Annotated in this window: 33 protein-coding genes and 1 pseudogene; 18 read left to right on the top strand and 16 right to left on the bottom strand. The window is 70.6% G+C overall.

Annotation, left to right across the window (positions count from 1 at the left end; genetic code table 11):
- Positions 1-395 precede the first annotated feature (395 nt).
- Together ACRB68_RS20785 and ACRB68_RS20780 are read right to left on the bottom strand one after the other, a co-directional pair.
- Positions 396-779 carry a thioesterase family protein gene (locus tag ACRB68_RS20785; protein WP_153534509.1) on the bottom strand — a complete coding sequence of 128 codons (384 nt, stop codon included), beginning with the start codon at positions 777-779 and terminating at the stop codon, positions 396-398.
- A 21-nt stretch (positions 780-800) separates the two neighbouring features.
- Positions 801-1,601 (bottom strand): patatin-like phospholipase family protein, encoded by an 801-nt coding sequence (locus ACRB68_RS20780; RefSeq protein ID WP_153534507.1) that lies wholly within the window; start codon positions 1,599-1,601, stop codon positions 801-803.
- 111 nt (positions 1,602-1,712) lie between these two features.
- Here ACRB68_RS20780 and ACRB68_RS20775 point away from each other — a divergent pair, with 111 nt between their 5' ends.
- Positions 1,713-2,195, top strand: a complete 483-nt coding sequence (locus ACRB68_RS20775) for a general stress protein (RefSeq protein WP_207709750.1) — start codon at positions 1,713-1,715, stop codon at positions 2,193-2,195.
- Positions 2,196-2,198: 3 nt separating this feature from the next.
- Here the strand turns inward: ACRB68_RS20775 and ACRB68_RS20770 are convergent, their stop codons facing one another.
- Positions 2,199-2,759 (bottom strand): helix-turn-helix domain-containing protein, encoded by a 561-nt coding sequence (locus tag ACRB68_RS20770; protein WP_153534505.1) that lies wholly within the window; start codon positions 2,757-2,759, stop codon positions 2,199-2,201.
- Between the two features lie 68 nt (positions 2,760-2,827).
- Between ACRB68_RS20770 and ACRB68_RS20765 the strand changes: the two genes are divergently transcribed.
- Positions 2,828-3,505, top strand: coding sequence for an AzlC family ABC transporter permease (locus tag ACRB68_RS20765; RefSeq protein ID WP_153534503.1), 678 nt, complete (start codon positions 2,828-2,830; stop codon positions 3,503-3,505).
- Positions 3,506-3,640: 135 nt separating this feature from the next.
- A complete protein-coding gene (locus tag ACRB68_RS20760) occupies positions 3,641-3,949 on the top strand; it encodes an AzlD domain-containing protein (RefSeq protein ID WP_153534501.1) in 309 nt (102 codons plus the stop codon).
- Between the two features lies 1 nt (position 3,950).
- Here ACRB68_RS20760 and ACRB68_RS20755 read toward each other — a convergent pair whose 3' ends face one another.
- Positions 3,951-4,316: a nuclear transport factor 2-like protein gene (locus ACRB68_RS20755; protein ID WP_153534499.1), complete on the bottom strand. Its 366-nt coding sequence runs from the start codon at positions 4,314-4,316 to the stop codon at positions 3,951-3,953.
- A gap of 4 nt (positions 4,317-4,320) precedes the next feature.
- A complete protein-coding gene (locus ACRB68_RS20750) occupies positions 4,321-4,863 on the bottom strand; it encodes a MarR family winged helix-turn-helix transcriptional regulator (RefSeq protein WP_153534497.1) in 543 nt (180 codons plus the stop codon).
- 197 nt (positions 4,864-5,060) lie between these two features.
- Here ACRB68_RS20750 and ACRB68_RS20745 point away from each other — a divergent pair, with 197 nt between their 5' ends.
- A complete protein-coding gene (locus ACRB68_RS20745) occupies positions 5,061-5,531 on the top strand; it encodes a GNAT family N-acetyltransferase (protein WP_328594497.1) in 471 nt (156 codons plus the stop codon).
- 35 nt (positions 5,532-5,566) lie between these two features.
- Here the strand turns inward: ACRB68_RS20745 and ACRB68_RS20740 are convergent, their stop codons facing one another.
- The 4 genes from ACRB68_RS20740 to ACRB68_RS20730 are packed head-to-tail and all read right to left on the bottom strand — an operon-like array spanning position 5,567 to position 7,443.
- Positions 5,567-5,890: a hypothetical protein gene (locus tag ACRB68_RS20740; RefSeq protein ID WP_153534493.1), complete on the bottom strand. Its 324-nt coding sequence runs from the start codon at positions 5,888-5,890 to the stop codon at positions 5,567-5,569.
- Positions 5,887-6,399: a GNAT family N-acetyltransferase gene (locus tag ACRB68_RS20735; protein ID WP_194293382.1), complete on the bottom strand. Its 513-nt coding sequence runs from the start codon at positions 6,397-6,399 to the stop codon at positions 5,887-5,889. The genes ACRB68_RS20740 and ACRB68_RS20735 overlap by 4 nt, the downstream gene beginning before the upstream one ends.
- 19 nt (positions 6,400-6,418) lie before the next feature.
- Positions 6,419-6,871: a hypothetical protein gene (locus tag ACRB68_RS40235; protein WP_194293381.1), complete on the bottom strand. Its 453-nt coding sequence runs from the start codon at positions 6,869-6,871 to the stop codon at positions 6,419-6,421.
- A complete protein-coding gene (locus tag ACRB68_RS20730) occupies positions 6,868-7,443 on the bottom strand; it encodes a hypothetical protein (RefSeq protein ID WP_153534489.1) in 576 nt (191 codons plus the stop codon). The genes ACRB68_RS40235 and ACRB68_RS20730 overlap by 4 nt, the downstream gene beginning before the upstream one ends.
- 104 nt (positions 7,444-7,547) lie before the next feature.
- On the opposite strand from ACRB68_RS20730, the gene ACRB68_RS20725 reads away from it, so the two are divergent.
- From ACRB68_RS20725 to ACRB68_RS20705, 5 genes are read left to right on the top strand one after another with little or no spacing between them, the layout of a single operon-like run.
- The gene (locus ACRB68_RS20725) at positions 7,548-8,654 is read left to right on the top strand and encodes an efflux RND transporter periplasmic adaptor subunit (protein WP_153534487.1); all 1,107 of its coding nucleotides are present in this window, start codon (positions 7,548-7,550) and stop codon (positions 8,652-8,654) included.
- A complete protein-coding gene (locus tag ACRB68_RS20720) occupies positions 8,651-9,325 on the top strand; it encodes an ABC transporter ATP-binding protein (RefSeq protein WP_153534485.1) in 675 nt (224 codons plus the stop codon). The genes ACRB68_RS20725 and ACRB68_RS20720 overlap by 4 nt, the downstream gene beginning before the upstream one ends.
- Entirely contained in the window at positions 9,322-10,503 is a 1,182-nt protein-coding gene (locus tag ACRB68_RS20715) for an ABC transporter permease (protein WP_328594496.1), read from the top strand. Before ACRB68_RS20720 ends, ACRB68_RS20715 begins: the two co-directional genes overlap by 4 nt.
- On the top strand, positions 10,496-11,029 hold the full coding sequence (locus ACRB68_RS20710; RefSeq protein ID WP_153534483.1) for a hypothetical protein: 534 nt from the start codon (positions 10,496-10,498) through the stop codon (positions 11,027-11,029). Before ACRB68_RS20715 ends, ACRB68_RS20710 begins: the two co-directional genes overlap by 8 nt.
- Positions 11,026-11,370, top strand: a complete 345-nt coding sequence (locus ACRB68_RS20705; RefSeq protein WP_153534481.1) for a hypothetical protein — start codon at positions 11,026-11,028, stop codon at positions 11,368-11,370. The genes ACRB68_RS20710 and ACRB68_RS20705 overlap by 4 nt, the downstream gene beginning before the upstream one ends.
- A gap of 92 nt (positions 11,371-11,462) precedes the next feature.
- On the opposite strand, the gene ACRB68_RS20700 is transcribed toward ACRB68_RS20705, so the two are convergent.
- The 5 genes from ACRB68_RS20700 to ACRB68_RS20675 form a co-directional block, all read right to left on the bottom strand.
- A complete protein-coding gene (locus ACRB68_RS20700) occupies positions 11,463-11,699 on the bottom strand; it encodes a hypothetical protein (protein WP_153534479.1) in 237 nt (78 codons plus the stop codon).
- A 16-nt stretch (positions 11,700-11,715) separates the two neighbouring features.
- On the bottom strand, positions 11,716-12,867 hold the full coding sequence (locus ACRB68_RS20695; protein ID WP_328594495.1) for an RNA-guided endonuclease InsQ/TnpB family protein: 1,152 nt from the start codon (positions 12,865-12,867) through the stop codon (positions 11,716-11,718).
- 36 nt (positions 12,868-12,903) lie between these two features.
- Entirely contained in the window at positions 12,904-13,119 is a 216-nt protein-coding gene (locus ACRB68_RS20690; RefSeq protein ID WP_153534477.1) for a hypothetical protein, read from the bottom strand.
- A 492-nt stretch (positions 13,120-13,611) separates the two neighbouring features.
- Positions 13,612-13,950, bottom strand: a complete 339-nt coding sequence (locus tag ACRB68_RS20680; protein ID WP_328594493.1) for an Imm51 family immunity protein — start codon at positions 13,948-13,950, stop codon at positions 13,612-13,614.
- Positions 13,951-14,070: 120 nt separating this feature from the next.
- Entirely contained in the window at positions 14,071-14,664 is a 594-nt protein-coding gene (locus ACRB68_RS20675) for a hypothetical protein (RefSeq protein ID WP_153534473.1), read from the bottom strand.
- A 279-nt stretch (positions 14,665-14,943) separates the two neighbouring features.
- On the opposite strand from ACRB68_RS20675, the pseudogene ACRB68_RS42845 reads away from it, so the two are divergent.
- The 3 genes and pseudogenes from ACRB68_RS42845 (at position 14,944) to ACRB68_RS20665 (ending at position 17,451) form a co-directional block, all read left to right on the top strand.
- Positions 14,944-15,652 (top strand): annotated as a pseudogene (locus ACRB68_RS42845) (DUF5753 domain-containing protein).
- A 129-nt stretch (positions 15,653-15,781) separates the two neighbouring features.
- Complete coding sequence (locus tag ACRB68_RS20670; RefSeq protein WP_153534471.1) at positions 15,782-15,967, top strand: DUF397 domain-containing protein; 186 nt, start codon at positions 15,782-15,784, stop codon at positions 15,965-15,967.
- A gap of 548 nt (positions 15,968-16,515) precedes the next feature.
- Positions 16,516-17,451: a TIGR03621 family F420-dependent LLM class oxidoreductase gene (locus tag ACRB68_RS20665; protein ID WP_194293380.1), complete on the top strand. Its 936-nt coding sequence runs from the start codon at positions 16,516-16,518 to the stop codon at positions 17,449-17,451.
- Positions 17,452-17,671: 220 nt separating this feature from the next.
- Here ACRB68_RS20665 and ACRB68_RS20660 read toward each other — a convergent pair whose 3' ends face one another.
- Entirely contained in the window at positions 17,672-18,004 is a 333-nt protein-coding gene (locus ACRB68_RS20660) for a hypothetical protein (protein ID WP_153534467.1), read from the bottom strand.
- 191 nt (positions 18,005-18,195) lie between these two features.
- On the opposite strand from ACRB68_RS20660, the gene ACRB68_RS20655 reads away from it, so the two are divergent.
- Both ACRB68_RS20655 and ACRB68_RS20650 read left to right on the top strand, forming a co-directional pair.
- Positions 18,196-18,543: a hypothetical protein gene (locus tag ACRB68_RS20655; RefSeq protein WP_153534465.1), complete on the top strand. Its 348-nt coding sequence runs from the start codon at positions 18,196-18,198 to the stop codon at positions 18,541-18,543.
- Positions 18,544-18,561: 18 nt separating this feature from the next.
- Complete coding sequence (locus ACRB68_RS20650; RefSeq protein ID WP_153534463.1) at positions 18,562-20,946, top strand: tetratricopeptide repeat protein; 2,385 nt, start codon at positions 18,562-18,564, stop codon at positions 20,944-20,946.
- Positions 20,947-20,960: 14 nt separating this feature from the next.
- Here ACRB68_RS20650 and msrA read toward each other — a convergent pair whose 3' ends face one another.
- Positions 20,961-21,650, bottom strand: a complete 690-nt coding sequence (gene msrA, locus ACRB68_RS20645) for a peptide-methionine (S)-S-oxide reductase MsrA (protein ID WP_153534461.1) — start codon at positions 21,648-21,650, stop codon at positions 20,961-20,963.
- Positions 21,651-21,771: 121 nt separating this feature from the next.
- Between msrA and rarD the strand changes: the two genes are divergently transcribed.
- From rarD to ACRB68_RS20630, 4 genes are all read left to right on the top strand, one after another.
- On the top strand, positions 21,772-22,665 hold the full coding sequence (gene rarD, locus ACRB68_RS20640) for an EamA family transporter RarD (protein ID WP_153534459.1): 894 nt from the start codon (positions 21,772-21,774) through the stop codon (positions 22,663-22,665).
- Between the two features lie 111 nt (positions 22,666-22,776).
- On the top strand, positions 22,777-23,172 hold the full coding sequence (locus ACRB68_RS20635) for a hypothetical protein (RefSeq protein WP_153534457.1): 396 nt from the start codon (positions 22,777-22,779) through the stop codon (positions 23,170-23,172).
- Positions 23,173-23,522: 350 nt separating this feature from the next.
- Positions 23,523-23,687, top strand: coding sequence for a hypothetical protein (locus ACRB68_RS41430; RefSeq protein ID WP_235959466.1), 165 nt, complete (start codon positions 23,523-23,525; stop codon positions 23,685-23,687).
- Positions 23,688-23,817: 130 nt separating this feature from the next.
- Positions 23,818-25,386: a prenyltransferase/squalene oxidase repeat-containing protein gene (locus ACRB68_RS20630; protein WP_328594490.1), complete on the top strand. Its 1,569-nt coding sequence runs from the start codon at positions 23,818-23,820 to the stop codon at positions 25,384-25,386.
- The last annotated feature ends 77 nt before the right edge of the window (positions 25,387-25,463 follow it).

Genomic DNA, 25,463 nt, shown 5'->3' with positions numbered 1-25,463 from the left:
GCCACTTTCCGTACTGCAGCCGCGACTCAAAGCGATATCCAGTTCCCCAAAATCGGTCGAAGAGGCCGAGGCTGTCGCATAAGCTCTGCGAACCTTCCGAACGACACGGGCGTCGTAGGAAACAAGGCACGACATCGGCTCGATCTGCCGGATTAGATTCCGGCATGACGGGGGAGATGATCACCATGGCACGGCAGCAGCTCGTCAAGCGCCCCAGACCGCCACGTCAACCGAGCCCAGTCGACCTCAGGACGCCCTCGGGACGCCTCCTGCCGTACTAGACCGCCCACCGCACTTCCGCAGGGCCTCCCCGCGCCACCACGCCACGGGGAGGCCCTGTCACGTTCCACCCCCACCCCAAAAGCGCAGATCACCCCCACTTGCCCCCCGCTAAGTCAGCCGGTGGCTCGGGCGAGGAAGGTCGCGCGGTCGACCGTGAGGCGCTCGATGCGCCCGGAGCCGATCGTGGCGCCGGCCTCGTCGGTGGCGGTGACGGCGAACACCAGGCGGCGGCCGTCGACCTCGGTCAGTTCGGCCTGGACGGTCACCCGGCCGCCCACCGGGGTGGGGGCGCGGTGGGTCAGCTCGACGCGGGTGCCCACCGAGGTGCGGCCCTCCTCCAGCCGGCCCGCGACGGCGCGGACCGTCGCGGCCTCGGCGAGGGCCAGCAGGCGGGGCGTGGCGAGGACGGGGACGTCGCCGCTGCCCACCCGCTCGGCGGTGTCCTCGGGTCCGACGGTGTGCCGCGTCTCGGCGCGCAGGCCGGCTCGGAGTGCCATTCCTTCAACGTAGCCGGGGCGCTACCAGCGGACGGCGGCGGCGCGGCCCTGGGCCCGGCCCGCCTCGGCGGCCGGGGTGCGGGTCGAGGAGTCCAGCGGGTCGGCGCCGAACGCCGCGACCGACGCCCGGTCCGGCTTGACGACCTGCGCGTCCGGCAGGCCCGCGACATCGCGCTCCAGCGTCGGGTCGGCCATCGGCGCGATCACCAGCACCCGGTCGGCCCCGGCCGCGAGGTCGGCGTTGCCGACGCTGCGGATGCCGCCGTCCATGTACCGCGCGTCCCTGATCGTCACCGGCGGCCAGATACCGGGCACGGCGCAGCTGGCCGCGACGGCGTCCACCAGGGGCACCCCCGAATGGCGGTCGAACACCACCGGGTCCCCGGTGACCGTCTCCACCGCGACGATCCGCAGGTCGCGGTCCGGCCACTCGTGCACCGGCAGGCGGCCCTCGATGACGGCGCGCCGCTCCGCCTCGGGCACCGTGTCGGCCGCGAGCGCCAGCTCGCCGACCTTCCTGCGCAGCTCGGCGCGGTCGGGGTAGCGCTCCACCAGCTTCAGCAGGGTGGCCATCAGCTCGGCCACCGACGCCGCCGGGACCAGCTCCCGGTTCTGCGCGGCCGGGTCGGCCTGCCGCCGGTACAGCTCCTCGATCGGCAGCCCGCTCGCGACCTGCGCGGCCACGGTCGACCCGGCCGAGGTGCCGATGAGCACGTCGGCCCCGGTCACGTCGACGCCCTGGTCGGCGAGGCCGGCCAGGACCCCGGTCGTCCAGGCGATCCCGGCGACGCCCCCGCTGCCCAGCACCAGTGCGCCCGCCATGCCGTCCTCCTCAGCCCGCGATCATGATCGGCTCCCACCGTAGCCGCGTGACGGGCCGCGGGGCGCGGGTAGGACCAGGGGACAGCGCGTTTCCCGGACGAGGGGCAGACCATGACCGCACAGACCGACCAGCCGGACATGGACCGGCCGGTGGTGGGTTCCTATCCGACCTACGAGGGCGCCCAGCGCGCGATCGACTTCCTGGCCGACGGGCAGTTCCCGGTCGAGCACACCGCGATCATCGGCTCGGACCTGCGGATGGTGGAGACCGTGCTCGGCCGGCTCACCCGCGGCCGGGCCGCGCTGGCCGGCGCCGGCAGCGGCGCGTGGTTCGGGCTGCTGATCGGGGTGCTGCTGTCGCTGTTCACCAGCAAGCACGCCTCGATCCTGCCGCTGATGCTCGGCGGCGTCGGCTACGGCGCGGTGTTCGGGGCGGTGTTCGGGTTCATCGCGCACGCGATGAGCGGCGGCCGCCGCGACTTCACCTCGCGCAGCCAGATCGTGGCGGCCCGCTACGACGTGGTCGCCGACGCCGAGGTGGCCGAGGACGCCAAGAACCGGCTGATCAAGCTCGCCTGGCGCGAGGGCCCCTGACCCTCAGACGTGCTCCATGACGATCACCGCGCTGGTGTCGGGCACCAGCGCCTCGAAGACGTGCGGCGCGTCGCCGGGGTAGGTGACGTAGTCGCCCGGGCCGAGCTCGGCGGGGTCGCCGGCCGGGCCGGCCAGCGCGCGGCCGGTGCTGATCAGGACGTGTTCCACGGTGCCCGCCATGTGCGGCTCGGAGGCGCGCGGGACGCCGGGCTGGGCGTGGATCCGGTAGAGGTCGCGCCGGGCGCCGGGCGGGCATGAGGCCAGCAGCGTGGCGTGGTAGTTGGCCCGCTCGGAGTGGGCGGTGGGCCCTTCGCCGGCGCGCACGATCCGCACCTTGGGGCGCGGCGGGTCGACGAGCCGGCTGAGCGGGACGTCGAGGGCGACGCCGAGCGCCCACAGGATCTCCACGCTCGGGTTGCCCGCGCCCGACTCCAGCTTGGACAGGGTGGACTTGGCGACGCCGGCCCGCCGGGCCAGCTCGGTCAGCGTCAGCCCGGCCCGTTCGCGCTCGCGGCGCAGGGACGCGGCGATCACGGTGATCAGGTCCGGCTGCTGGCTCTCCATTGCGTTCGCTCCATAAGTCCATGCGTTCGATTTGACGAACAATCTCCCTAAGGTTCACTGTAGTGGACATGCGTTCACTATGGCGAACATCAGATCGCGGCACGCTCCGCGACATCGCCCTGGTCTGCCTCGCCGACGCCCTGGTCGGCGCGTCCTTCGGCGCCATCGCCGTCGCCGGCGGCCTGCCGGCCTGGGTGCCGATCTCCATGTCCGTGCTGGTCTTCGCGGGCGGCGCCCAGTTCGCGGCGCTCGCCGTCGTGCTGTCCGGCGGCGGCGCGCTCGCCGCGGTCGCCACCGGCCTGGTGCTGAACTCCCGCCTCCTGCTGTTCGGCTTCGCCGTCTCCGACGTCCTGGACGGCCGCCGCCGGACCCGCCTCCTCGGCGCCCACCTGGTGATGGACGAGGCCCTGGCGTTCACCATGCGCCACCAGGACCGGGCCCGCCGCCGGGCCGCCTTCTGGACCTGCGGCATCGCGCTGTTCGCCTGCTGGAACATCTCGGTCGTCCTCGGCGCGATGGCGGGCGAGGCGATCGGCGACACGGACGCGCTCGGCCTGGACGCCGCGTTCCCCGCCGTCCTGCTCGCCCTCGTCGTGCCCGCCCTGCGCGACCCCCGCACCCGCACCGCGGCCCTCACCGGAGCGGCCATCGCGGTGGCGGCGACACCGTTCCTCCCGCCCGGCCTCCCCGTCCTCCTCGCCCTGACCGGCCTCGTCGTGCCGCACCTGCTGCGAAAGACCGCCTGATGCCACCCGCCACCGCCTTCCCCCTGGCCGACCCCCCTGCGCCCTGCTTGATGTGAAAGGCCGTCCGATGCCGCCGTCTGCCAACACCGTTCTCACCGGGCTCCTTGTGCCCCGCCCGACGCGAAAGGGCATCTGATGCCGTTGCTCGCCATCCTTGTTCTGGCCGCCGGGACCTACGCGTTCCGGGTGGCCGGGCCGCTGGCCCGCGACCGCCTGCACATCCCTGACGGCCTTGAGCGGCTGCTGACGGCCGCGACCGCCGTGCTGCTGATCGCCCTGGTGGCCACGTCCGCGCTGATCGAGGGGCACGGCTTCGCGGGGTGGGCGCGCCCGGCCGGGGTGGCGGTGGCGGCGGTCCTCGCCGTCCGGCGGGCGGCGTTCCCCCTCGTGGTGGTCGCGGCCGCCGCGACCACGGCGGCCCTGCGCGCCTGCGGCGTGGCCTGACCTACCCCTGGATCCGCGCCAGCATCGGCTGCCACGGCGCGGCGTCGAACACCAGCATGATCGAGACGATCTTGCCGTCGGCCAGCCGGAAGTGCTCGGCCGTCCGCTGCGTGCCGGCCGGCGTCGCGGTGTGCACGTCGTACACCAGCGTCGCCTCCTCGTCCCCGTACAGCTCGCTGATGAGGTCGACGCCGGTCACGATCGACACGAAGCCGGGCAGCGTGGCCAGGTGCCCCGTCCGGTCGGCGGAGTCGATGAAGGGGCTCTGGAACCGGAACGGCTCGCCGACCTGGGCCGCCGCCGCGGCCACGTCGCCGCGGAAACGGGCCTCGTGGTAGGCGCGCACCGTCTGTCTGGTGGAGGTCATGGCGTCATCCGTCCTGTCGGAGGCGGTCGGCGAGCCGGCCCTGGTTCTCGGCCAGCCGCAGGCAGAGGTCGCGCAGGACGGTCAGCTCGTCCGGCGTGAACCCGCTGAAGATCGCGCGCATGGCCAGCTGCGCCGGCCGGCGAAAGGCCTCGATCCACTCCCGTCCGGCGGGCGTGATCTCCACCAGCACCGAGCGCCGGTCCCGCTGATCGGGGACGCGCCGCACCAGTCCCTCGCGCTCCAGCGTGTCCACCAGCCCGGTGACGTTGCGCGAGCTGACGCCCGCGGCCTGGGCGAGCTCGCCGACGCTGCCCGCCCCGCCGCTCAGCCGGAGCAGCAGGTCGAGCGCGCCCGAGCTGAGCCCCCGGCCCTCCGAGCCGTGCGCGCGCATGTGCTCGACGGCGCGGTGCGCGGTGCGGACGGCGGCGCCCGCCTCCAGGCCGAGCAGAGCGTCGCCCTCGCCGGCGAACCTCATCATCGCCTCCCTGACCTGCGGGTCGTAGCGGAAACCGGCCTCATCGATCGCGAATTTATGTACGTCCTTCATAATGTTTCTGGAGACTAGTACGTCCTTCCTGATTCCGCCACCGTTGATCTTGAAGCGCTCCTCGGCTACCGTGCCCCTGCACGCGCGATCGAGGAGGTCGATGAATATGGCCCGCCAGGCCCTTCATCGCCATGCCCCCGATCGGCCCGCGCGCAGGTAGCGCGGCCCGGTCGTCCCCGAACGACCAGGAGAAACGCGTGTCCCCCGACATCGAACCGAGCACCGGTCGCCTCATCCTGCGGCCGTGGCCCGCCACCGACGTCTCGGCCGTCCTCGCCGGCGAGCGCCGGGCGCACTGGGCGCCGGACTTCCCCGCCGACGGCGACCGCGTCATCGCCGGCGTCATCGCGGAGAGCCCCGCCGGCCAGTACCAGATCATCGAGCGCGAGACCGGCCTGGTGGTCGGCTCCACCGGCCTGTTCTGGCCGCCCGCCGACGGCGCGGTGGAGTTCGGCTACGGCGTCGTCGCGTCCCGCCGCGGCTGCGGCTACGCCACCGAGGCCGCCCGCGCCCTCGTGGCGCACGCCCTCACCCTGCCGGGCGTGCGCACGGTGCGCGCCGAGGTGGAACTGGCCAACCCGGCGTCCGTCCGCGTCCTGGAGAAGGCCGGGCTGACGCAGGAGGCGGCCGACGCGACCACGGCCCGCTTCAGCACCGGCGGATCCTGACCGAAGGGCCCCGGGGAATGCTCCCCGGGGCCCTGCTATTCGCCGTTCTGGCGCTCGGTCCCCGTGTTGAAGAAGGACGTCAGGTAGGCATCGGGTTCGAGCTCGCTCTCCCGGATCAGCGAGTAGACCTCGGTGCCCTCGACGATCGCTTCCTCGTCACCGATGAAGTACGCCTGGGCGAACTCCAGATACTCGCCGTCGCAGATGTCGGCGTACTCGTATGCCGCCGCCTCCGCCTTGGCGAACGCCTCGTCAGAGGACGCCGCGTGCCAGACGGTGATGCTCTCCTCATAGAAATTCGTCTCGTGGTCGGGCCACCGGAGAATGCAGCGGACCCCGTACCACCCGGGCCTGTTCACGCCTTCTCCGGACGGGACTGGCCATAGACGCGGCAGCGGAGGCCGCGCAGTTCCATGTCCCGCAAATGCCGGTGCCCGATGCGCTCGGCGACACGCGCCGAACGCTCGTTGTCCATCGCGATCAGCGACAGCACCTCGTCGGCGCCCAGCTCGTCGAAGCAGTACGCCAGCGCGGCACGGGCGGCCTCGGTCGCATATCCCTTGCCCCAGTGCTCGCGCGCCAGGCACCAGCCGATTTCCAGGCCCGGCCAGCCGAACGGCCGCCACGGCCCGGCGCGTCCGACGAAACGTCCGCTGCTCTTCTCCACCAGGGCCCAATGGGTATAGCCGCGGATCTCCCGGTGCCCGATCATCAGGGCGAGATTGCGCCAGGCGTCCTCGCGCGAGATCGAGCCTTCGACGGAGAGGAAGCGCGCCACCTCCGGATCGCCGAGCATCGCGGCGTAGTCCTCGAAGTCTTCGGCCGTGAGCGGACGCAGGATCAATGAAGGCGTTTCCAGTGGTGTCACCAGCCCATCATCGGAGGCTTCACCACCCGCGGGGAAGCTCCACCGGACGTCTGGTCCACCACCAGCGGACCTCTTCGCCATCGGCGAGAGGTCTCCAGTACCGGGCCGGCTCCGCGCCGCTGTCATCACGAGTGAGGGCGGTGAACCGGGCGTCGAGCCGGTCCACGTACCGCTCCATTCTGGCTCTGAGGGCCGGCCGGACGGCATCCAGATAATCCTCGACGGTGTCCCGGACGCAGAGGTCGTTGAGGTACTCGTAAACCATGTAGGAACTCTCGGCCCACTCGTTCTCCTCCATGCGGCACACGAGGTTCTCCCAGTAACGCAGCGAGTTCAGCACGCCGTATATGGGTTCGGTGCGCTGGAAGCCGCCTCCTTCGTTCTCGTGCCGCAGCCGTTGCAGGTCGAGGAAGGCGATCTCCGCTCTGTTCTCGGGAGTGAGGGCACGGACCAGCCGGTCGACCTCGTTCATGCCCCTATGTTGCCCGGCGTGTACTCGGCCGCGTATCCCAGCAGTTCGGCGAAGCGCCGCCACTCGGGCGGGAACGCGTTCGCATGTCCGGCCCGTGTGATGGCGCCGATGGATCGCCGGGCCGGGCCGTCCAGGTGTCCGGCCTTTCTGAGGTATTCCGCGCCGGCCGCGTCGAGCGCGGCGTGCAGGACTTTCAGTTCCTCGGGGAACGGAAGCCTGCGGAAGGAGGCGTGGCGGTTCGCCACCGCTGCCACCAGCCCTAGCCGGGAGGGGTTGCCGCCGGGCCATCTCGGCCCGGTCGGTGCTTTCCGAGGCGAACGCCGTCCTGCCGCCTTCTCGATCCGCCGGATGGACGCGAAGGCCGCCTGCTCCTCCAGCCAAGCGGAACGGCCGGCCTCAAGAATGTCGAGAGCCCGCGACCAGGCCGAAGGATCACGGTGAATGTCGGGCGAGGGGCACGCGAGAGCCGTCACGTACGCCCATGTCGCGTGGAAACCGAGCGGGCGGTAATGCCCGACGGCGCGCCTGAGCGCGAGATAGCGATGCGCCGGCGGCGCCTGCTCGTCCCGCACCCGCCGCGCGTATGTCCCGAAACCCACCTGCGCACCTCCTCTCTCATCAAAATCTCACGTCCGCCTCAGAAGCGGTCCAGATCGGCCCGGCAACCTCACGGTTCATGAAACGGCCGTTCCCGCGCCGGGCCCTGCTGATCAACGGCACCCTCGGCGTGCTGCTGGCGGGCGGGGTCGGCGTCGCCTACCTGTCCCTGACGGACGACGACGCCGGCGCCGCCGCCGGCTCCCGCCTCACGCCGGTCTCCCGCGGCACCGTCACCGCCTCGGTGTCGGCCTCCGGTTCGGTGGAGAGCGCGCGCTCCAGCGCGTTGTCCTTCGGGACGTCCGGCACCGTCGCCAAGATCTACGTCAAGGCGGGCCAGCGGGTCGGCAAGGGCGACCTGCTGGCCCGGCTGGACCAGACCGCGGCGCTGGAGGCCCTGTCCGCCGCCAAAGCCAACCTGGACGCGACCACCGATACCGGCACCGCCAAGGGCTACGCCGGATACCTTCAGGTGAAGAACGCCTACAGCGCGGCCCAGCGCACCTACGCCGGGACGCTGCTACGCGCCCCGTTCAGCGGGACGGTCACCGCGGTCAACGGGACGGTGGGCGGGCCGTCCAGCGGAACGGCATCGTCGCCGTCCGCCTCCTCGGACAACAACAACAGCAGCGGGACATCGTCGACGGGCTTCATGGAACTAGCCGATACCGGGCACCTGCTGGTCAAAGGCGACTTCACCGAGGCCGACACCACCAAGCTGAAGACCGGGCAGACCGCGACGGTCTCATTCGACGCGCTGCCCGGAACGACCGCCACAGGGCGGATCACCGCGATCGGGGCCGCCCCCACCACCACCGACAACGTGGTGAAGTACCCGGCCACGGTCGCGCTGACCAAGGTGCCGGCGGGCATCCGGCTCGGCCAGACCGCCACCGTGGAGGTCGTCACCTCCAGCGCCGAGAACGTGCTGTACGTGCCGGCCGCCGCCGTCCGCACGGCCGGCGGGCGCAGCACCGTCACCGTGGAGCGCGCCGGCCGGCGCGGCACCGTGCAGGTCGAGGTCGGCATCAAGGGCGACCAGGGCACCGAGATCAGGTCGGGCCTGGACGAGGGCGACAAGGTCGTGGTCACCGTGACCACGCAGAGCGGCCCGAACAACCGGTTCCCCGCCGGGCGCACGGGTGGCGGATTCCCCGGCGGCGGCATGCGCGGAGGCCGGCCATGACCGGCGCGCCCGTCCTGGACATCCGCGAGGTGACCAAGGTGTACGGCAGCGGTGACACCGCCGTGCACGCCCTGCGCGGCGTCTCGCTGACCGTCGAGCACGGCGACTACGTGGCCGTCATGGGCGCCTCGGGCTCGGGGAAATCCACCCTGATGAACATCATCGGCTGCCTGGACGTGCCGTCCAGCGGCGACTACCTGCTGGACGGCCTGCACGTCGGCGGCCTGGACGAGCGGCGCCTGGCGATCCTGCGCAACCGCCGCATCGGCTTCGTCTTCCAGTCCTTCAACCTGATCCCGCGGATGTCCGCGCGCGCCAACGTCGAACTGCCGCTCGCCTACGGCGGCGTGCGCGCCGCCGAACGCCGCCGCCGGGCGGCCGCCGCGCTGCGCGAGGTCGGCCTCGCCGACCGCGCCCGGCACGAGCCGAACGAGCTGTCGGGCGGCCAGCAGCAGCGCGTCGCCATCGCGCGGGCGCTGGTCACCGCGCCGACCCTGCTGCTGGCCGACGAGCCCACCGGCGCGCTGGACTCGGCGTCCACCGCCGACGTGCTCGCCGTCTTCGACCGGCTGGCCCGGGCCGGCCGCACCATCGTGGTGATCACCCACGAGGACGAGGTCGCCGCGCACGCCGAGCGGGTGGTGCGGCTGGTCGACGGGCGCGTCGCGTGAGCCCCCTGGAGGTGCTGCGCTTCGCGCTGCGCGGCCTGGCCGCCGACCGGCTGCGCAGCGGGCTGACCGTCCTCGGCGTCCTGATCGGCGTGGCCGCGGTGATCCTGCTGGTGGCGTTCGGCAACGGCTCGTCCGAGCAGGTCAAGAAGAGCATCCAGCGGCTCGGCGCCGACTCGCTGACCGTCTCCCCCGGCGGCGACGGCGGCGGCGGGGTGCGCGCCCAGGCGCGCGACCTGACCGTCAAGGACGCCGAGGCGCTCGCGAAGTCGCCGTCGATCCGCAGCGCGTCGCCGGTGGTGTCGGGGCAGTCGGCCGCCGCGGCCTACGCGGGCACCAGCGGCACCATCGACCGGTTCATCGGGACGACCCCGGACTACTTCGCCGCGGCGAGCAAGACCGTCGCGGCCGGGACGGCGTTCGCCGCCGGCGACGGGAACGTGGTCGTCATCGGCAGCACGGTCGCGTCCGACCTGTTCGCCGGGACCGACCCGCTCGGCAAGAAGATCACCGTCGGCGGGATCAGGTTCACCGTGATCGGCGTGCTGAAGGCCTCCGGCGCCACCTCCGGCGGCTTCAGCGACCCCGACAGCGTGGCCGTGGCGCCGCTGGCGGCGGTGCAGGCGGGCATCACCGGCTACGGGGCGCTCGACCAGATCGTCGTCCAGGCCCGCGGCACCGGGGCGGTGGACGCCGCGCAGGCCGAGGCCGGGCAGATCCTGCTGCAGCGACACGGCACCGCCGACTTCACCGTCGCCACCCAGGCCGGCGTGCAGAGCGCGGTCAGCGAGTCCAGCCGGACCTTCACCGTGCTGCTCGGCGCGGTCGCCGCGATCAGCCTGCTGGTCGGCGGCATCGGCATCACCAACATCATGCTGGTCACCGTCGCCGAACGGACCCGGGAGATCGGCATCCGCAAGGCGGTCGGCGCGCCGCCCGGCGCGATCCTCGGCCAGTTCGCCGCCGAGGCCACCGTCCTCAGCCTGATCGGCGGGCTGCTCGGGGTCGCCGCCGGAGTCGCCGGCAGCCTGTTCACCATCGCCGGGGTCAAGCCGGTCCTGGTGCCGTCGTCGATCGCGCTCGCGCTCGGCGTCTCGGTCGCCATCGGCCTGTTCTTCGGCGGCTACCCGGCGGCCCGCGCGGCCCGGCTGCGCCCGATCGAGGCGCTGCGCCATGAGTGACCACAGGAAGGAGATCCGGGTGGACGACGCCGAACTGCTGGCGACCTCCCCGTTCGAGGGAGACCTGGCCACCGAACTGGCGGCGGCGCCCCCCGCCCGCCCGGGACCGGCCCTCTACCTGGGGGGCGCGCTGCTGGCGGTCGCGGGGTTCATCGGAGGCATCTGGGCCGACAAATCGATGTCGGACGGGGAGAGCACGCCGCAACCGCAGCGCGCGGCCGGCGGCTACGCCGGGGGTGGTTACGGCGGCTTCCGAGGCGGCGCGCCGGGCGGCAGCGCCCCCGCCGGCATGACGTTCGGCACCGTCACCAAGGTCGAGAAGGGCGTGCTCTACCTGACGACCGCCGACGGCAAGACGGTCAAGGTCAGCACCAGCGGCCAGACCGCGATCCGCGTCACCAAGAAGGGGACGCTCAAGGACCTCGGCGCGGGGACCACGGTCACCGTCCAGGGCGAAGCGGGGGACGACGGCACCATCGCCGCGACCATCGTCAGCCAGGGGGCCGGAAGGGGACAACGGCCATGAGGAAACTCGCGGCGGTCATCGCAGCGGCACTGCTGCTGACCGCGTCCTGCGGCGGCGACAAGAAACCCGCTCAGAATGGCAAGGGTGCCGACCAGATGGCGGCGTTCCGCTCGTGCATGGAGAAGCAGGGCGTCAAGATGCCCGAGCGTGGCCAAGGCGGGCGTCCCAGCGGCCGCCCGTCCGGTCGTCCGACATCCCGCCCGAGCCAGTCGGCGGCCCAGCAGAAGGCGATGCAGGCGTGCGCGTCCCTCCGCCCGAAGAGCGGCCGCTTCGGCGGCGGAGGCCCGGGTAACGGCGGACCTGGCGGACCCGGCTACGGCGGCCCGCCGCCGGCCGGCTGACAAGACCCCCGGGCGGACACCCCCACGTCTCGCCCGGGTCTGGTGAGGGCCCGCACCCCCACGCGGGCCCTCACCTCATGGGGAACCGGAGGTCATTTGCCGCACAGAGCGGTCGGGAGGACGACGTCCATGGCGTCGTCCAGAGCCGGCCCGCCGCCCGGGTTGAGATTGACCATGACGATGGCCTGCCTGCCGTTCGTGGTCGCGCCCGCCTGAACGCTGAAGCCGAGCCTGTCACCGTCATGCCCCCATTGACGCGCTCCCTGGCCTGAAGGCCGGGGATTCAGCCTGTGCCGCGTGCGCGACACGTCTGCGGCTTCCTGTTTCACTGGGTCCTGCCCTCCGCTAGGCGGCGGGGCTTATGGTCCCTCCGCAGGCGTTGAGCCTGTCCGCCCGTCCGGCGGCCAGGATGTTGATCGCGGCGTTGACGTCGCGGTCGTGGGATGCGCCGCACGGGCACTCCCACGCTCGGACGTTCAGCGGCATGGATTCGGCCAGGGTCCCGCAGGCCGAGCAGAGTTTGGACGAGGGGAACCAGCGGTCCACCCGGCCGAAGATGCGCCCGTACCGGGCGGCCTTGTACTCCAGCATCGCCACGAACTGCGCCCAGCCCGCGTCGTGGACGCTCTTGGCGAGGCGGGTCCGGCCCAGGCCGGCCACGCACAGGTCCTCGACGTACACCGCTTGGTTGTCGCGGATGATCGCCGTGGACAGCTTGTGCTGCCAGTCCCGCCGGGCATCGGCCACCCGCGCATGAGCGCGAGCGACCCTCTTGACGGCCTTGGTGCGGTTGCTGCTGCCGCGCTGCTTGCGAGACAGATCCTGCTGCAAGCGACGCAGCTTGCGGGCCGCGCGGCGCAGGAACCTCGGCGCGGTCACCTTGCTGCCGTCCGACAGGACCGCGAAGTGCGCCAACCCCAGATCGATGCCGACCTCCGAGCCTGACCCGGGCAGCGGCTCATCCGTGGTCTGCACAACGAACGAGGCGAAGTACCGGCCGGCGGCGTCCCTGATGACCGTGACCGAAGAAGGGTCCGAGGGCAGGCCGCGCGACCACCGCACCTGCACGTCGCCGATCTTCGGGAGCCGCAGCCGGCCGTTCCCGAGAATCTTGAACTTGGAGTTGCGGGTGAAGCGGATCGCCTGCCGGTCGTCCTTGCGGGAGCGGAACCGGGGCGGCGCGACCTTGCGGCCCTTGCGCTTGCCCGACAGCGAGTCGAAGAAGCCGCGGTAGGCGGCGTTCAGATCCGCCAGGGCCTGCTGGAGCACCACCGCCGACACCTCACCCAGCCACACCCGCTCCGGCATCGCCTTCGCCTCGGTGATCACACGGCGCGACAGTTCAGCGTCGGAGATGTACCCCTCGCCTGCCTCACGCGCCGCCCGGCGCAGCCGCAGGCCGTCGTTGAACACCACCCGCGCACACCCGAACGCCCGCACCAGCGCTTCCCGCAGACCCGGCGTCGGATAGACCCGGTAGTTGTAACGCAACTGCACAAGCAGCACCGTACCGAGCCGGCCTATAGCCGACCTTTAGCCGACCTTGAAGATGTCTGCACTGGTGATCGCCGACCGACCGCCGATCTGCGCGAGCGCACCGGGAGCCCCGTCCGGCCCGGTGAGCCGATTCACTGCCGCCTGCAACTCGGGACGGCCGGCCGCCCCCGCGGGAGGGCTCACCGAAGCCGCCACCCCCAAGGCCAGCACCACACCCACCGCACACCGGACCAGCACGCTTTTTGTGATCATGAAATCCACGATAGGAACCGGGCCGCCGACCCCACATCGGTCGCGTGACCCATTCATCCCCTCGCTCTCGCAGGGGAGATGGACCACCGAGTACCAGTTCGCAGCCGGTGTGCAGAAATGACTACTTGCGGCGTTGCCGCATCCTGACGTACGTGGTCGACAGCACCACTGCGAGCAGGGCGAGCGGGGCCGCGAAGATCACTCCGAAGATGAGCCCGTAGCCGTGCGGGTCGAAGGACATGCCGGCCACACTGCGGATGACCAGGCTCGCAGGTATCACGAGCAGCGCAACGACACACAACAGCGCACCGAGCACAATGTGCTCGACGCGGAGGCGGCAGCGCCGGCCCGATCTTTCCATCTCGCGTTCACCTTGCAGGGTCGGTACTGCACATGGTCAGGAACGACTAGCCGTTACCTCGCTGCATGTCCTTGGCGTCCATCCGGCCCTCTCCGCCCAGAGAACCGTGGCCTCGTCACGAACCGCCCGGCTCAGTCGTCGAACTCGAAGCCTGCGGTCGTGGCCGAGGCGACGAGGGCACGCATCCGCTCCGCGTCATTGGCAACGGTGCTCATAAGAGAACCCAGCTCCTGGAGCGCGGCCTGGTCGGTGCCGTACGCGCAGAACATGCCGGCTTCCGGGTCGTACGAGAAACGCCCCTCGAGCTTCTGCGCTTCAGCGCTGACGAGGAACCGTGCGACGCCTTCCCAGAAGTAGCCGTTGGGCTCATGGCCGAGCTGCTCGACGAGTTCGTCCACCTGCGTCGTCCCCGCGTCCAGCAACAAGGAGAACGATCCGGATGTGGTCTCGATCAGCTTCAGTGGGGTCACCGGCGGATGATGGCACCCCTGAAGCAAGCCGGCAACTCTCAAAGCATGCGCTGTGTCGTCACGGTCGTTGGCCAACTCCACGGCCAACGACGGTCACGAGGATAGGCACCCCTGCCGACCTCAAGAGCTCAGGGGCTTGCATTCCACTGGTTCCCACTCCCCTCCCGCCCAGAGCTGAGCCATGTGGGGAAGGTCCGGAGCGCCGGAGAACCAGTGCAAGAGAAACTCGGTGGCGGTGATGCGCAAAGGAGGCTCGCCTCTCCACTCATCGTCCCGTCCGTCCGCGACGATCGGCCACTCATCGGGTTCGCCTTCGGTCAACCAGCCGAACCAGTCACCGTCGATCGTGGTCCCCCAGCCCAGGAATCCTCCCGGCTCAGGCCAGAGTCTGTGCATGTCGGGGAACGCCTCGCGCAGAGGGTTGTAGGCGTCCGCTCGCAGCACAGCCGCTTGAGCCCATGTCACCTTCCGATGCTCCGACCGCGGATCAGCGACCACGAGGAACTCCAGATAGTCCCTCTCCCCATGGTCGTCCTCTCCCAGGCCGCCGACCTCGAAGGCGCCGTACCGCTCGATCAAGGCGACGAAATCCGCCGGCAAGGCGGTACCCAGCTCCTGGAAAACCTCCTCCCAGGACCGCACCCCATGGACGGGGCTTGCGGGCGCTGAGAGAAGAGCCAAAAGTCCATCCAGAGGTGATGCATTCGTATCCATTGGCCACCTTTTACAGCAGTCCGAAGATGCTGTGCATCAAGACGGCGATACAAGCCCGTACATGCTCCAGCGGGAACACTCAGGATCCGAGAAGCTCAGCCCACTCGACAGCGATCGCTGAGGGAGGCGTCTTCGGCCGCGTGCGGGAATCCCCAGAAGTTCCAGGTTCCCGTGACGATTCGGCGGGCGACGCCCGCCGAGGCGTCGGAGAAGAGGAGTTCCCGGTGAAGATCGTTCACGCTGGTGATCGCGCGTATCCCCGGTCACCTTCCAGGTCGGATGCCTGTTTCCGCTGACCAGCGTGACGCGGCCGGGTCATCTTCGCTCAACAAAATCACCCGCGGAGAGCTACCAGTGAGCACCCAAGAGTCACTTGATCCTGAGGGTTCGCTATGGGACCTCATAGCAGTTCAGCTGCGTAGACATCGTGAGGAGCGCAAGATCTCAGGCTCGGCGCTCGGCATGGCGCTCGATTTGGATCGGTCGAGCGTTGCGCGACTTGAGGGCGGAACGATGCGGCTCCAGGAGAAGCACGCCAAGTTCCTCGATCGCGAGTGGCAGACGGGCGGCTTGTTCGCCGTGCTCGTCAAGCAGGCCAAGACCCGCCATGACACCGGGTGGTCCAAGAACCATGTGGACCTGGAAGGAAGATCGTCCGAACTGAAGATCTGGGAACTGTCCTGGATACCGGGCCTGTTCCAGACCGAGGACTACGCGCGGGCGATGTTCAGGGCGGCAGCCCTGGAGGATGCCGAAACACCGCTCAGAGCCCGGATGGCTCGGCAGGAGTCATTGGAGCGGAAACCCCGGCCGCTGGTGTGGGCGTTCCTCGACCAAGGCGTGATCGAGCAGCCGGTGGGCGGCCGAGCAGCCGAACACCACCGTCAGGATCATGCCGAGGGACGTAGGCGCGCACGTCGGACGGGACGGATCGTTCAAGATCATGACGGTGAATGGGGCCGAACACCGTCTACACCGAGGCGTGTGAAGGAGGCCGACTCACGGCGGACACCTCGGATGTACGTTTGTTCCGGGTGCGGTCCTCCCGCATCGGAGACCGGGCGCTTCCCATGGACGCTTCGCTCCGCATGGTCCACGAAGCGATGGAGGGCTTGGCATGACTCCCGTCTGGCGCAAGAGCAGCCACAGCGGCACCGGCCACGGCGGCCAGAGCGACTGCGTGGAGATCGCGGCCCTGGGCCAGTCCTTTGGAGTCCGTGACAGCAAGGCACCCGGCGGCGGCCACCTCACCCTCACGCCGGCGGACTTCGCAGCGCTGATGTCCCGCCTGAAGCACACCTAGCGAACGCAGCCGAGAGCCCAACTACTGCGGGGGCTCCGTCATGCCCGAGATCCCTCAGGGGGAGCGATACCAACGGAGCGCAGGCCTGCGCCCTCCCTGCGGGAAACCGGTCCCTGCCAAGCTCAGCCATGAAGTCCCCACCCTTCCGGCCCCGAGTAGATGAATGTAGTTCGGCACTGTGGAACAGAGGGACTCCACTACGCCACCCAGTTCAGCAGCCTGGAAACCAGCCACGCCCCGTCCGTCCGACCTCACCGCAGCGGCGACTATCCACCGCCCTTCTCCCGCCTGCTCACCGCCGAACTGGGCATCACCCACAAGGTCCCACGCGAGCAGGCCCGCATCTTCCGCTCCCGCGCAGTCGTTCCTCCGCGCCCAGGAGAGCTTGTGCCGGCCTGGGCGGGCAAGGCCGTCCTGCTGGTGTCGCCCGGGCTCCGGCAGGAGAAAAGCCCACAGAGCGGCCTTTTGCCTTCGGAGCCGAGTCGTCGTCCATACCGATGTCGTTTTCTTGCCAGCTTCGTCCATGGCCGACCGCCCAGCCTGGAGGCATGAACGATGTCAGGCCGTTCCGTTTCGGGGTGGTCGCCGAGTCCGTCCGCTCCTCAGGTGATCTGGTCGCGCTCGCGCGGCGGGCCGAGGAGCTGGGGTATGCGACGTTGACGATCCGGGACCACTTCGTGGCCGAGCCGTTCGGGGAGCAGCTCGCGCCGATGGTGGCGCTGACAGCGGCGGCGTGCGCCACCGAGACATTGCGGGTCGGAACGATGGTGCTGGCCAACGACTACCGCCACCCGGTGGTGCTGGCCAAGGAGGCCGCGACGCTGCACGAGGTCTCCGGCGGGCGGTTCGAGTTGGGGGTGGGCGCGGGGTGGCTGCGCGAGGAGTACGAGCGGGCGGGGATGGCCTTCGACGCGCCGGCCGTGCGGGTGGACCGGCTGGAGGAGTCACTGCACCTGCTGCGCAGCCTGCTCGGCGGCCGGAGAACGACCTTCGAGGGTGAGCACTACCGGGTGCGGGACCTGACCGTCTTCCCGGTGCCCGACCGTCGTCCCCCGATCATGGTCGGGGCGGGCAGCGGCCGGATGCTGGGCATCGCGGGCCGGCACGCCGACAGCGTGGGCGTCCTGCCGCGCGCGCTGCCGGAGGGCGCCATCTCCGAGGAGATCACCGAGCGGATGCCGGACACCATCGCCCGCAAGGTCGACCTGGTGCGCGCCGCTGCCGGTGGGCGTGAGATCGAGTTGAGCATGCAGGTGAACCCGGTGTTCGGGGACGACCCGCGCGCGGTCGCCGAACGGGTGGCGCGAACGCGCGGCTGGGACGTCCCCGCCGACCTGGTGCTGGAGATGCCTTCGCAGTTCGTCGGGCCGCCCGAGCACATCGCCGGGCAGATGGCCGCGCGCCGCGACCGCTACGGATTCTCCTACTACCTGGTCCCCGACCACGTGATGGAGGAGTTCGCGCCGGTGATCGGGATGGTGTGAGCCAAGGCGGCCCGCACAGGTCGCCGCCGAACTGCCGGAGCGCTCCCTTCGCACCGCCATGGCGTCGCCGGCCGGGACGCCCGCCCTCGCCCCCGGCCACGTGCACGAGACCGATCAGCTCGCACGGCAGGCCGACCGCGAACGTGTCCGCAAAGCCCGCCCATAGGAACAGCCCCCTGGATTCGCTTCCAGGTCCCACGACTCCGCCTCGGCCGGCCCGTCAGGTGAGCTGATGGGCCGCGACTGTGAACTCGGCGTAGCCGTCGTCGTTGACCGAGCGGTGGTCGATGGCGATGCGGACGCGGTCCCCGGGGAGATCGGGCTCGAGGACGACCGCGTCCAAGTACGCCGGGATGGGGAACTCGGTGTCGAGGTCTGGTTCTTCGTCATCGTCGAACCAGAAGAGAGGCGTCTTGTCGATGATCGAATGTTGCCGGCCGTCCGCATCGGTGAAGACGACCTCGACGATATAGGGAAAGTCGTTGAGATCGACCCATCGGACGGCCTCAGCGATCAGCAGCGATGCGGTTTCTTCGCGGGACTGGTCAACCATCGGTGCGGGCCACTCCTACAGGACAGGACAATCCGGTGCCGCCGATGCTATCCGGTCATGTGTCCAGTTTGTTGCGGTAGAGGCGGCGGTGTTCCTTCGTCCCACATCAGAGGCGGCCTTGTTGACTGAGCGCCATCGAGTCTTTGATGATCGCCGCTTGTGATCTTGTTTTGTGGTCGATGATGGCTTTTATGGCTTTGTCGCGGCGGGTGGTGGCGTGGGCGGGCGCGGTGGCCGGCGGAGTGCTGCTGGTGGGGCTCGGCGTGGTGTTCGTGCTGGTCGGCCTGGACAAGGCAGACAAGATCTCCAGCACCCTGGGCGTGTTCATCGGCCTGATCGGCCTGGCGCTGTCGGTCTACGGTGTGGTGCTGGCCAGACGCGCCCTCGCCCAACAGCCGACCCCCGACCCTGAGCAGGAACCCGAGCCGACGTCAGAGCCTGAGGTATCGGGGCAGAGCGTGTCGGGGACGGTCGAGGGTGACAACATCCAGATCGGCCGGGCCCGGGACGTCAGCATCGACCGCCGTCGCAGCACCTGACGGCCCGGGGCGGCGCGTATGAGTGCGGGGCAGCGGGTTGACGGGTGGGTCGGTGGCCACAACATCCAGATCGGCCGGGTCGATGGCGACCTGACGGTTCTGCTGGATCGGGCCGAGTACCGGCTGGAGTTGCTGGAACCACGAGAGCCGGCGCGCGTGCCGCGTTCGCGCCGGTCGCCGTCGTACCTGCTGGACGCCCGCCAGGAGATCGTGCCCTACCGGCCCCGCCCGGAAATGGAAGAGTCGCTGCGGCGGTGGCGCGATGAGGACGACGAACCCGCCTCCCTCCTGCTGATGCACGCCCCCGGCGGTCAGGGCAAGACCCGCCTGGCCGGATGGTTCGCCACTCAAACCCATGAACAGGGGTGGGCGGTCACTCAGGCCGTCACCAGAACCGCGCGCCCCCCAGCCGCCACCGTTCAGGGGCTGGGTGGCGAAGTGCCGTTGCTGGTGGTGGTCGACTATGCCGACCGATGGCCTCTATCTGCTTTGGTGCATCTGGTGGAGAGTCTGGTGTTCGGCCACCCTGGCCGTCGGCTACGGGTGCTGCTGCTGGCCCGCCCCCAGACCGGCTTCTGGGAGAGCGTCGAGGCCGAACTGGCCCGCATCTCCATCGACCTGCCCTCCCCGATCCCGCTGCCGCCGTTGGCGACCGGACCGGCCGGGGAGGTGTTCACCGACGCCGCAACAGCATTCCAGACCGCGCTGACCACACCGCCCTACACGCCGGTGCCGTGCCCGGCGGAGTGGAGCGAGGCGGATTCGCCGCTGACAGTGCACATGAGCGCCCTGGCCGCCGTCTGCGCCGCCCGCGACGACGTCCCTGCCCCTGACCGCGACGAGCTATCGAAGTTTCTGCTGGGGCATGAACGCCGGTACTGGCAGGCCGACCCCACCAGCACCGAGCAGATCGAGACCATGATGCTGGTGGCCAGCCTGTTCGGCCCCCTGGAGACGCTCCAGCGTGCACGCTCCTGGCTCAAGCTCGCCCACCTGGCCAACGGCGACACCCAGGCCGAACAACTCCTGGCGACCCACCGGCGCCTCTACCCCGCCGACACCCTCACCCAAAGCAATCCCGCCGCATTGGCGCCGCTGCGCCCTGACCGGATTGCCGAAGACTTCATAGCCACTCAGCTAGCCCGTCCCCACACCGCCGAATTGGTCACCGAACTGCTCTCCCACGCCGAACCCGCCGAGATCCGGCAAGGGCTGATCATGCTGGCCGCCGCCGGCGACCGCCACACCACAGCCCGAACCGCCCTATTCGACCTCATCGCCACAAACCCGGCACTGGCAAGGCAAGCCACTCCACCAGTGATCGACACCTTCATCCGGCACGGCACCCACCGGCAAGCAGTAACCCTCCATAGGGCGCTTCCCCGCTACAGCACCGAACTCCTACGCCCCACACGCGACCTTGCCCAGCACATCCTCACCACCCTTCCAGCACAAACCCCACCAGCCACCCGCGCCTACTGGCTCAACTGGGCAAGCCTCCGCCTCGCCGCAGCCGGGGACCGGCAGGCCGCCCTGACCACGATCCAAGAAGCCGTCGACCTCTACCGCGTCCTCGCCAAGAACGAGCCCGCCGCCCACCTGCCCAACCTCGCCATGGCCCTGAACAACCTCGGCAACCACCTCGCCGAGACCGGGGACCGGCAGGCCGCACTCACCGCCGCCCAAGAAGCCGTCACCATCCGCCGCGCCCTCGCCAAGAATGAACCCGCCGCCCACCTGCCCAGCCTCGCTGGTGCCCTGAACAACCTCGGCAACCGCCTCGCCGAGACCGGGGACCGGCAGGCCGCCCTGACCGCCGCCCAAGAAGCCGTCGACCTCTACCGCGTCCTCGCCAAGAACGAGCCCGCCGCCCACCTGCCCAACCTCGCCATGGCCCTGAACAACCTCGGCAACCGCCTCGCCGAGACCGGGGACCGGCAGGCCGCACTCACCGCCGCCCAAGAAGCCGTCACCATCCGCCGCGCCCTCGCCAAGAACGAACCCGCCGCCCACCAGCCCGACCTCGCCATGGCCCTGAACAACCTCGGCAACCGCCTCGCCCAGACCGGGGACCGGCAGGCCGCCCTGACCGCCGCCCAAGAAGCCGTCACCATCCGCCGCGCCCTCGCCAAGGACGAACCCGCCGCCTACCTGCCCGACCTCGCCATGTCTCTATGTGCCGAGGTGTGGATCAAGGAAATGCACAGCTTCGACCTATCCACGGCTTTGACAACGGTCGACGAGGCCATCGAGATCTACGAGAAGCTCGCCGAACAACTGCCGCAAACGTTCAACGGCCAGCTAGCGGCGGCACGCGCCACACGAAGCAACATCCGGCAGCAGATCGACGCTGCCAGCCAAGAAGACCCGCCAGACGAGCAAGACGCCCCTGACGGCCCCTGACCGCGATAACTACATCAATGGGCAGATGCATCGTCGCCGGTCAGGCCGGTTGGGCAGGAGCCGCCGGACGACTGGTCACTTAGGGGTAGACCGGTGCCGCCGATGCCGCAGTAGCCGTTCGGGTTCTTGTACAGGTACTGCTGGTGGTAGTCCTCGGCGAAGTAGAAGTCGGGGGCCTCGGCCAGCTGGGTGGTGATGGGGCCGTAGCCCGCGCCCTTCAGGACCTGCTGGTAGGCGTCGCGGGAGGCCTCGGCCTCGGCGCGCTGGGCCGGCGAGTGGTAGAAGATCGCCGAGCGGTACTGGGTGCCGACGTCGTTGCCCTGGCGCATGCCCTGGGTCGGGTCGTGGGACTCCCAGAAGACGCGCAGCAGGTCGGTGTAGGCGACCTTGGCCGGGTCGTAGACGACGCGGACGGTCTCGGTGTGGCCCGTCCGGCCGCCGCAGACCTCCTCGTAGGTGGGGTTCGGGGTGTAGCCGCCCTCGTAGCCGGCCGAGGTGGAGTAGACGCCCGGGGTCTCCCAGAACTTGCGTTCGGCGCCCCAGAAGCAGCCGAGGGCGAACTCGGCGATCTCGGTGCCGTCGGGGTAGGGCGGCGCCAGCGGGGTGCCGAGGACCGCGTGCCGGGGCGGGACCGGCATGGGCTCGGCCCGGCCCGGCAGGGCCTCGTCGGGGGCGACCATCTGCGTCTTCGCGAAGCCGAACATGTCCTTCAGGTTAGCTCGCGCGGCGGGCCGTCATCAGGGGGCGGGTCCTCGCGGTCAGCAGTGTGCCCTATATGGCTACTTACGGGCTGATAGCTTGGCGTTCGTGCTGAACCGTCGCGGAATGGTATTCGGCTTCGCCGCGTACGGGCTGTGGGGGCTGTTCCCCCTCTACTGGCCCCTGCTGAAGCCCGCCGGGGCGCTGGAGATCCTCGCGCACCGGATCATGTGGTCGCTGGTCGCGGTGCTGGTCGTCCTGTCGCTGCGGCGGCACTGGGGGTGGGTGCGCGCGCTGACGCGCCGGCAGGTGGGGCTGCTGGCGGCGGCGGCCGTGGGGATCAGCCTCAACTGGGGCGTCTACATCTTCGCGGTCAACACCGGGCACACCATCGAGGCCGCGCTGGGGTACTTCATCAACCCGCTGATCAGCGTGCTGTTCGGGGTGCTGGTCTTCCGGGAGCGGCTGCGGCCGTGGCAGTGGGCGGCGGTGGGGCTCGGCACGGCCGCCGTGCTGGTCCTGACGGTCGACTACGGGCGGCCGCCGTGGATCGCGCTGGTCCTGGCCTTCTCGTTCGGCACCTACGGGCTGGTCAAGAAGTTCGTGAACATGCCCTCGGCCGAGGGCCTGACGGTCGAGACCGCGGTGATGTTCCTGCCCGCCCTCGGCCTCGCGCTGGTGCTGCAGCTGCGCGGGGACGCGGCGTTCGGGCACGCGGGCGCCGGCAACGCCCTGCTGCTCGTGGGCGCCGGGGTCGTGACGGCGATCCCGCTGCTGCTGTTCAACGCGGCGGCGGTCCGGATCCCGATGAGCACGATCGGGATGCTCCAGTACCTGACGCCGGTGCTGCAGTTCCTCATCGGGCTGCTGGTGCACCACGAGGCGATGCCGGCGAGCCGGTGGACGGGGTTCGTCCTGGTGTGGCTGGCGCTGGTGCTGCTCACCGCCGACGGCCTGCGGGCGGGGCGGCGCGCGCGGCGGGCGGCCCGGGTCCCGGTGGTGCCCGAGACGGCAGGTTGACGGGGAAGCGAACCTTTTGGGCCGTTCACGCCATCTATAGAGTGAACGACCCTGAAGGCACTAGAGTGCCGGACATCACACCCCTCCCCGCCTTGACCTAGGAGAATTCGCGTGCGCCTGCTGAGCATCACCGTGATGGGAGCGGCCCTCGTCACCGCCGGTCTGGTGACGCCCGCCGCCGGTGCGGCCAAGGCCCAGGCCCGGGTGGAGGTCAGCCCGGGGGTGGCGCGCCCGGGGCAGCGGGTCGGGCTGACGGTGCCGGGCTGCTCGGTGGGGACGCAGCGGCACTGGGCGGAGTCGAAGGTCTTCACCGGCCCGGTGACCCTCGGCGGCAAGGCCGACGCGGGGCTCGGCACCGCGACGGTGCGGCACGGCGCCGCGGCGGGCACCTACAAGATCGTCGCGCACTGCGGCGCGCGCACCCTGACCGGCAGGATCAAGGTCTCCAGCCGGGGCAGCTGGCCGGCGGTGCTGTCGGGCTCGCTGGACCCCCGCGCGCCGCGCTGACGCGCCCGGGCATTCGTTCATCCAGGCACGGCTTGGTTTTACCGGGAAATTTCCCGGTTCACCAAGGCGTGCCTGTCGCGTTTTCACGGGTGGCCATTTCCACGCTCCTCGGCCTATCACTGTTCGTGACGCGAGCGGAACGCTCCGCCTACGAAAGGGTATTCGAGTGACGAGCGTCACTCACGACCGGCTGAAGTTTCTTGGAACTTGATTCTTGAGGAAAGATTTTCACCATGTGATACTTCCCCAGAACCGCCCATAACACTCAAGGGTTGCGCTAGTGCCCTGAAGTTCCAGAGGTCGCGCGAGCCTGCCCGCATGCTCAATTTCACAACAAGGGGCAGCCGAGAGTGGCCGTCGACACCAGGACCGTTCCCGCGCGCAAGGCCAAGAACTTCCGCATCGACCGCAGCGCATGCCGCGTCGTCCGCGAGTCCCTCGGAGAACTGCGGCGGCCGAGCCGGGTGGCCCGGCCCGCCCCCGGCGTCGCCCGTCCGCTGGACGGGCGCGCATGACCGCGCCGCTCCTTCCCACCGACCGCGAGGTCCCGAAGGCGCTGCGCCTGCCCGGCGCCCTCCGTTACCGGGGCGAACTGTGAGCGGCGGGCAGGTCATCTCGGCCACTCCTGTGCGAATCGGCGTCGACGTGGCCGCCGAAGCGCGCGCGCTGGTGCAGGGCCTGGTCAGGGCTCCCTGGGGCCAGGTCTCCCCCTCGGTGTACGAGACGGGCCGGCTGGTCACGCTGACGCCATGGCTCACCGGACACGACCGGCGGGTGGCGTACCTGCTGCGCACCCAGCGGCCCGACGGCGGCTGGGGCGCGCCCGAGGCCGGCTACGCGCTCGTCCCGACGCTGAGCGCCACCGAGGCCCTGCTGTCGGTGCTGCACGCGGACCCGGGCGGCGCCCCGGCCGTGGTGGCGGCGGCCGACGCCGGGCTGGAGCGGCTGACCGGGCTGCTGCCGGGCGCGGGGCGCTCGCGGCTGCCGGACATGCCGGCGATCGAGCTGATCGTGCCGTCGCTGATCACGCTGATCGGCCGGCACCTGCTCGCCCCGCCGCCCGGCCTGGAGCACCGGCGCGACCTCGTGCTGCCGCTGCCGGCCGGGATGGACAACGCCAAGCTCGCCATGATCCGCGCCATGCTGGCGTCGGGCGCGGTGGTGCCGCAGAAGCTGCTGCACGCCCTGGAGATCGTCGGCGACACCGCGCGCGGCCTGCCGCACGTCCGCCCCGAGGCCACCGGCACGATCGGCGCCTCGCCCGCCGCGACCGCCGCCTGGCTCGGCGACCGGCCGCCCGCCGACCCGAGCGACCCGGCGCGCTGGCACCTGGAGACCGTGGCGTCCTGGCACGACGGGCCGGTCCCCGTCGGCTACCCGCTGACGGTCTTCGAGCGCGGCTGGGTGCTGGCCTGGCTGGCGCGCGCCGGCATCCCCTTCACCACGCCGCCCGAGCTGGTGCTCAGCCTGACCGCGCCGCTCGGCCCGGCCGGGACGTCCGCCGCCGCCGGGCTGCCCGCCGATGCCGACACCACCGCCGGCGCGCTCTACGCGCTCGCCCTGCTCGGCGCGCCGCACAGCCCGGACGCCCTGTGGGAGTACGAGACCCCGACGCACTTTTGCACCTGGGCCGGCGAGGACGGCTTCTCCCTCACCACCAACGCGCACGTGCTGGAGGCGTTCGGGCAGTACCTGGAGAGCGTCGGCAGGGACCGGCTGAAGGAGGAGACGGCCCGCCGCTACGACGCGACCATCCGCAAGGTCGGCGACTGGCTGTGCGAGCAGCAGCATCAGGACGGCAGCTGGACCGACCGCTGGCACGCCTCGCCGTACTACGCGACGGCCTGCTGCGTCTTCGCCCTGGACCGCTTCGGCGGCGGGGCCTACACGGCCGCGGTGCAGCGCGCGCGCCGCTGGGTGCTGGACACCCAGCACCCGGACGGCTCCTGGGGGCGTTGGGGCGGCACCGCGGAGGAGACCGCCTACGCGGTGCAGATCCTGCTGCTGACCAGCTCTTCTTCCGGCGACGAGCCGGTGCGCGCGGCACTGCGCGCGGCGGACCTGCTGTCCTCCGCGCTGACCGGCGACGCCGCCGACGAGCCGCCGGCGCTCTGGCACGACAAGGACCTCTACCACCCGACCGCGATCGTCCGGGCGGCGGTGCTGGTCTCGGCGCATCTCCTGCAGAGCGCAACCGGTATTGCAATTAAGTGAAATAAAACACACGGCAAAGTATCGACAAAGCGCCGCATAGCAACCTCGTGACTGCGGACCGCCTTGAGCGCTTTAGT

It is taken from the genome of Actinomadura macrotermitis (genome assembly GCF_009604375.1).
GTDB lineage: Bacteria > Actinomycetota > Actinomycetes > Streptosporangiales > Streptosporangiaceae > Spirillospora > Spirillospora macrotermitis.
The sequence above is the reverse complement of the archived record's forward strand: the minus strand, read 5'-3'. Positions and strand labels throughout refer to the sequence as shown.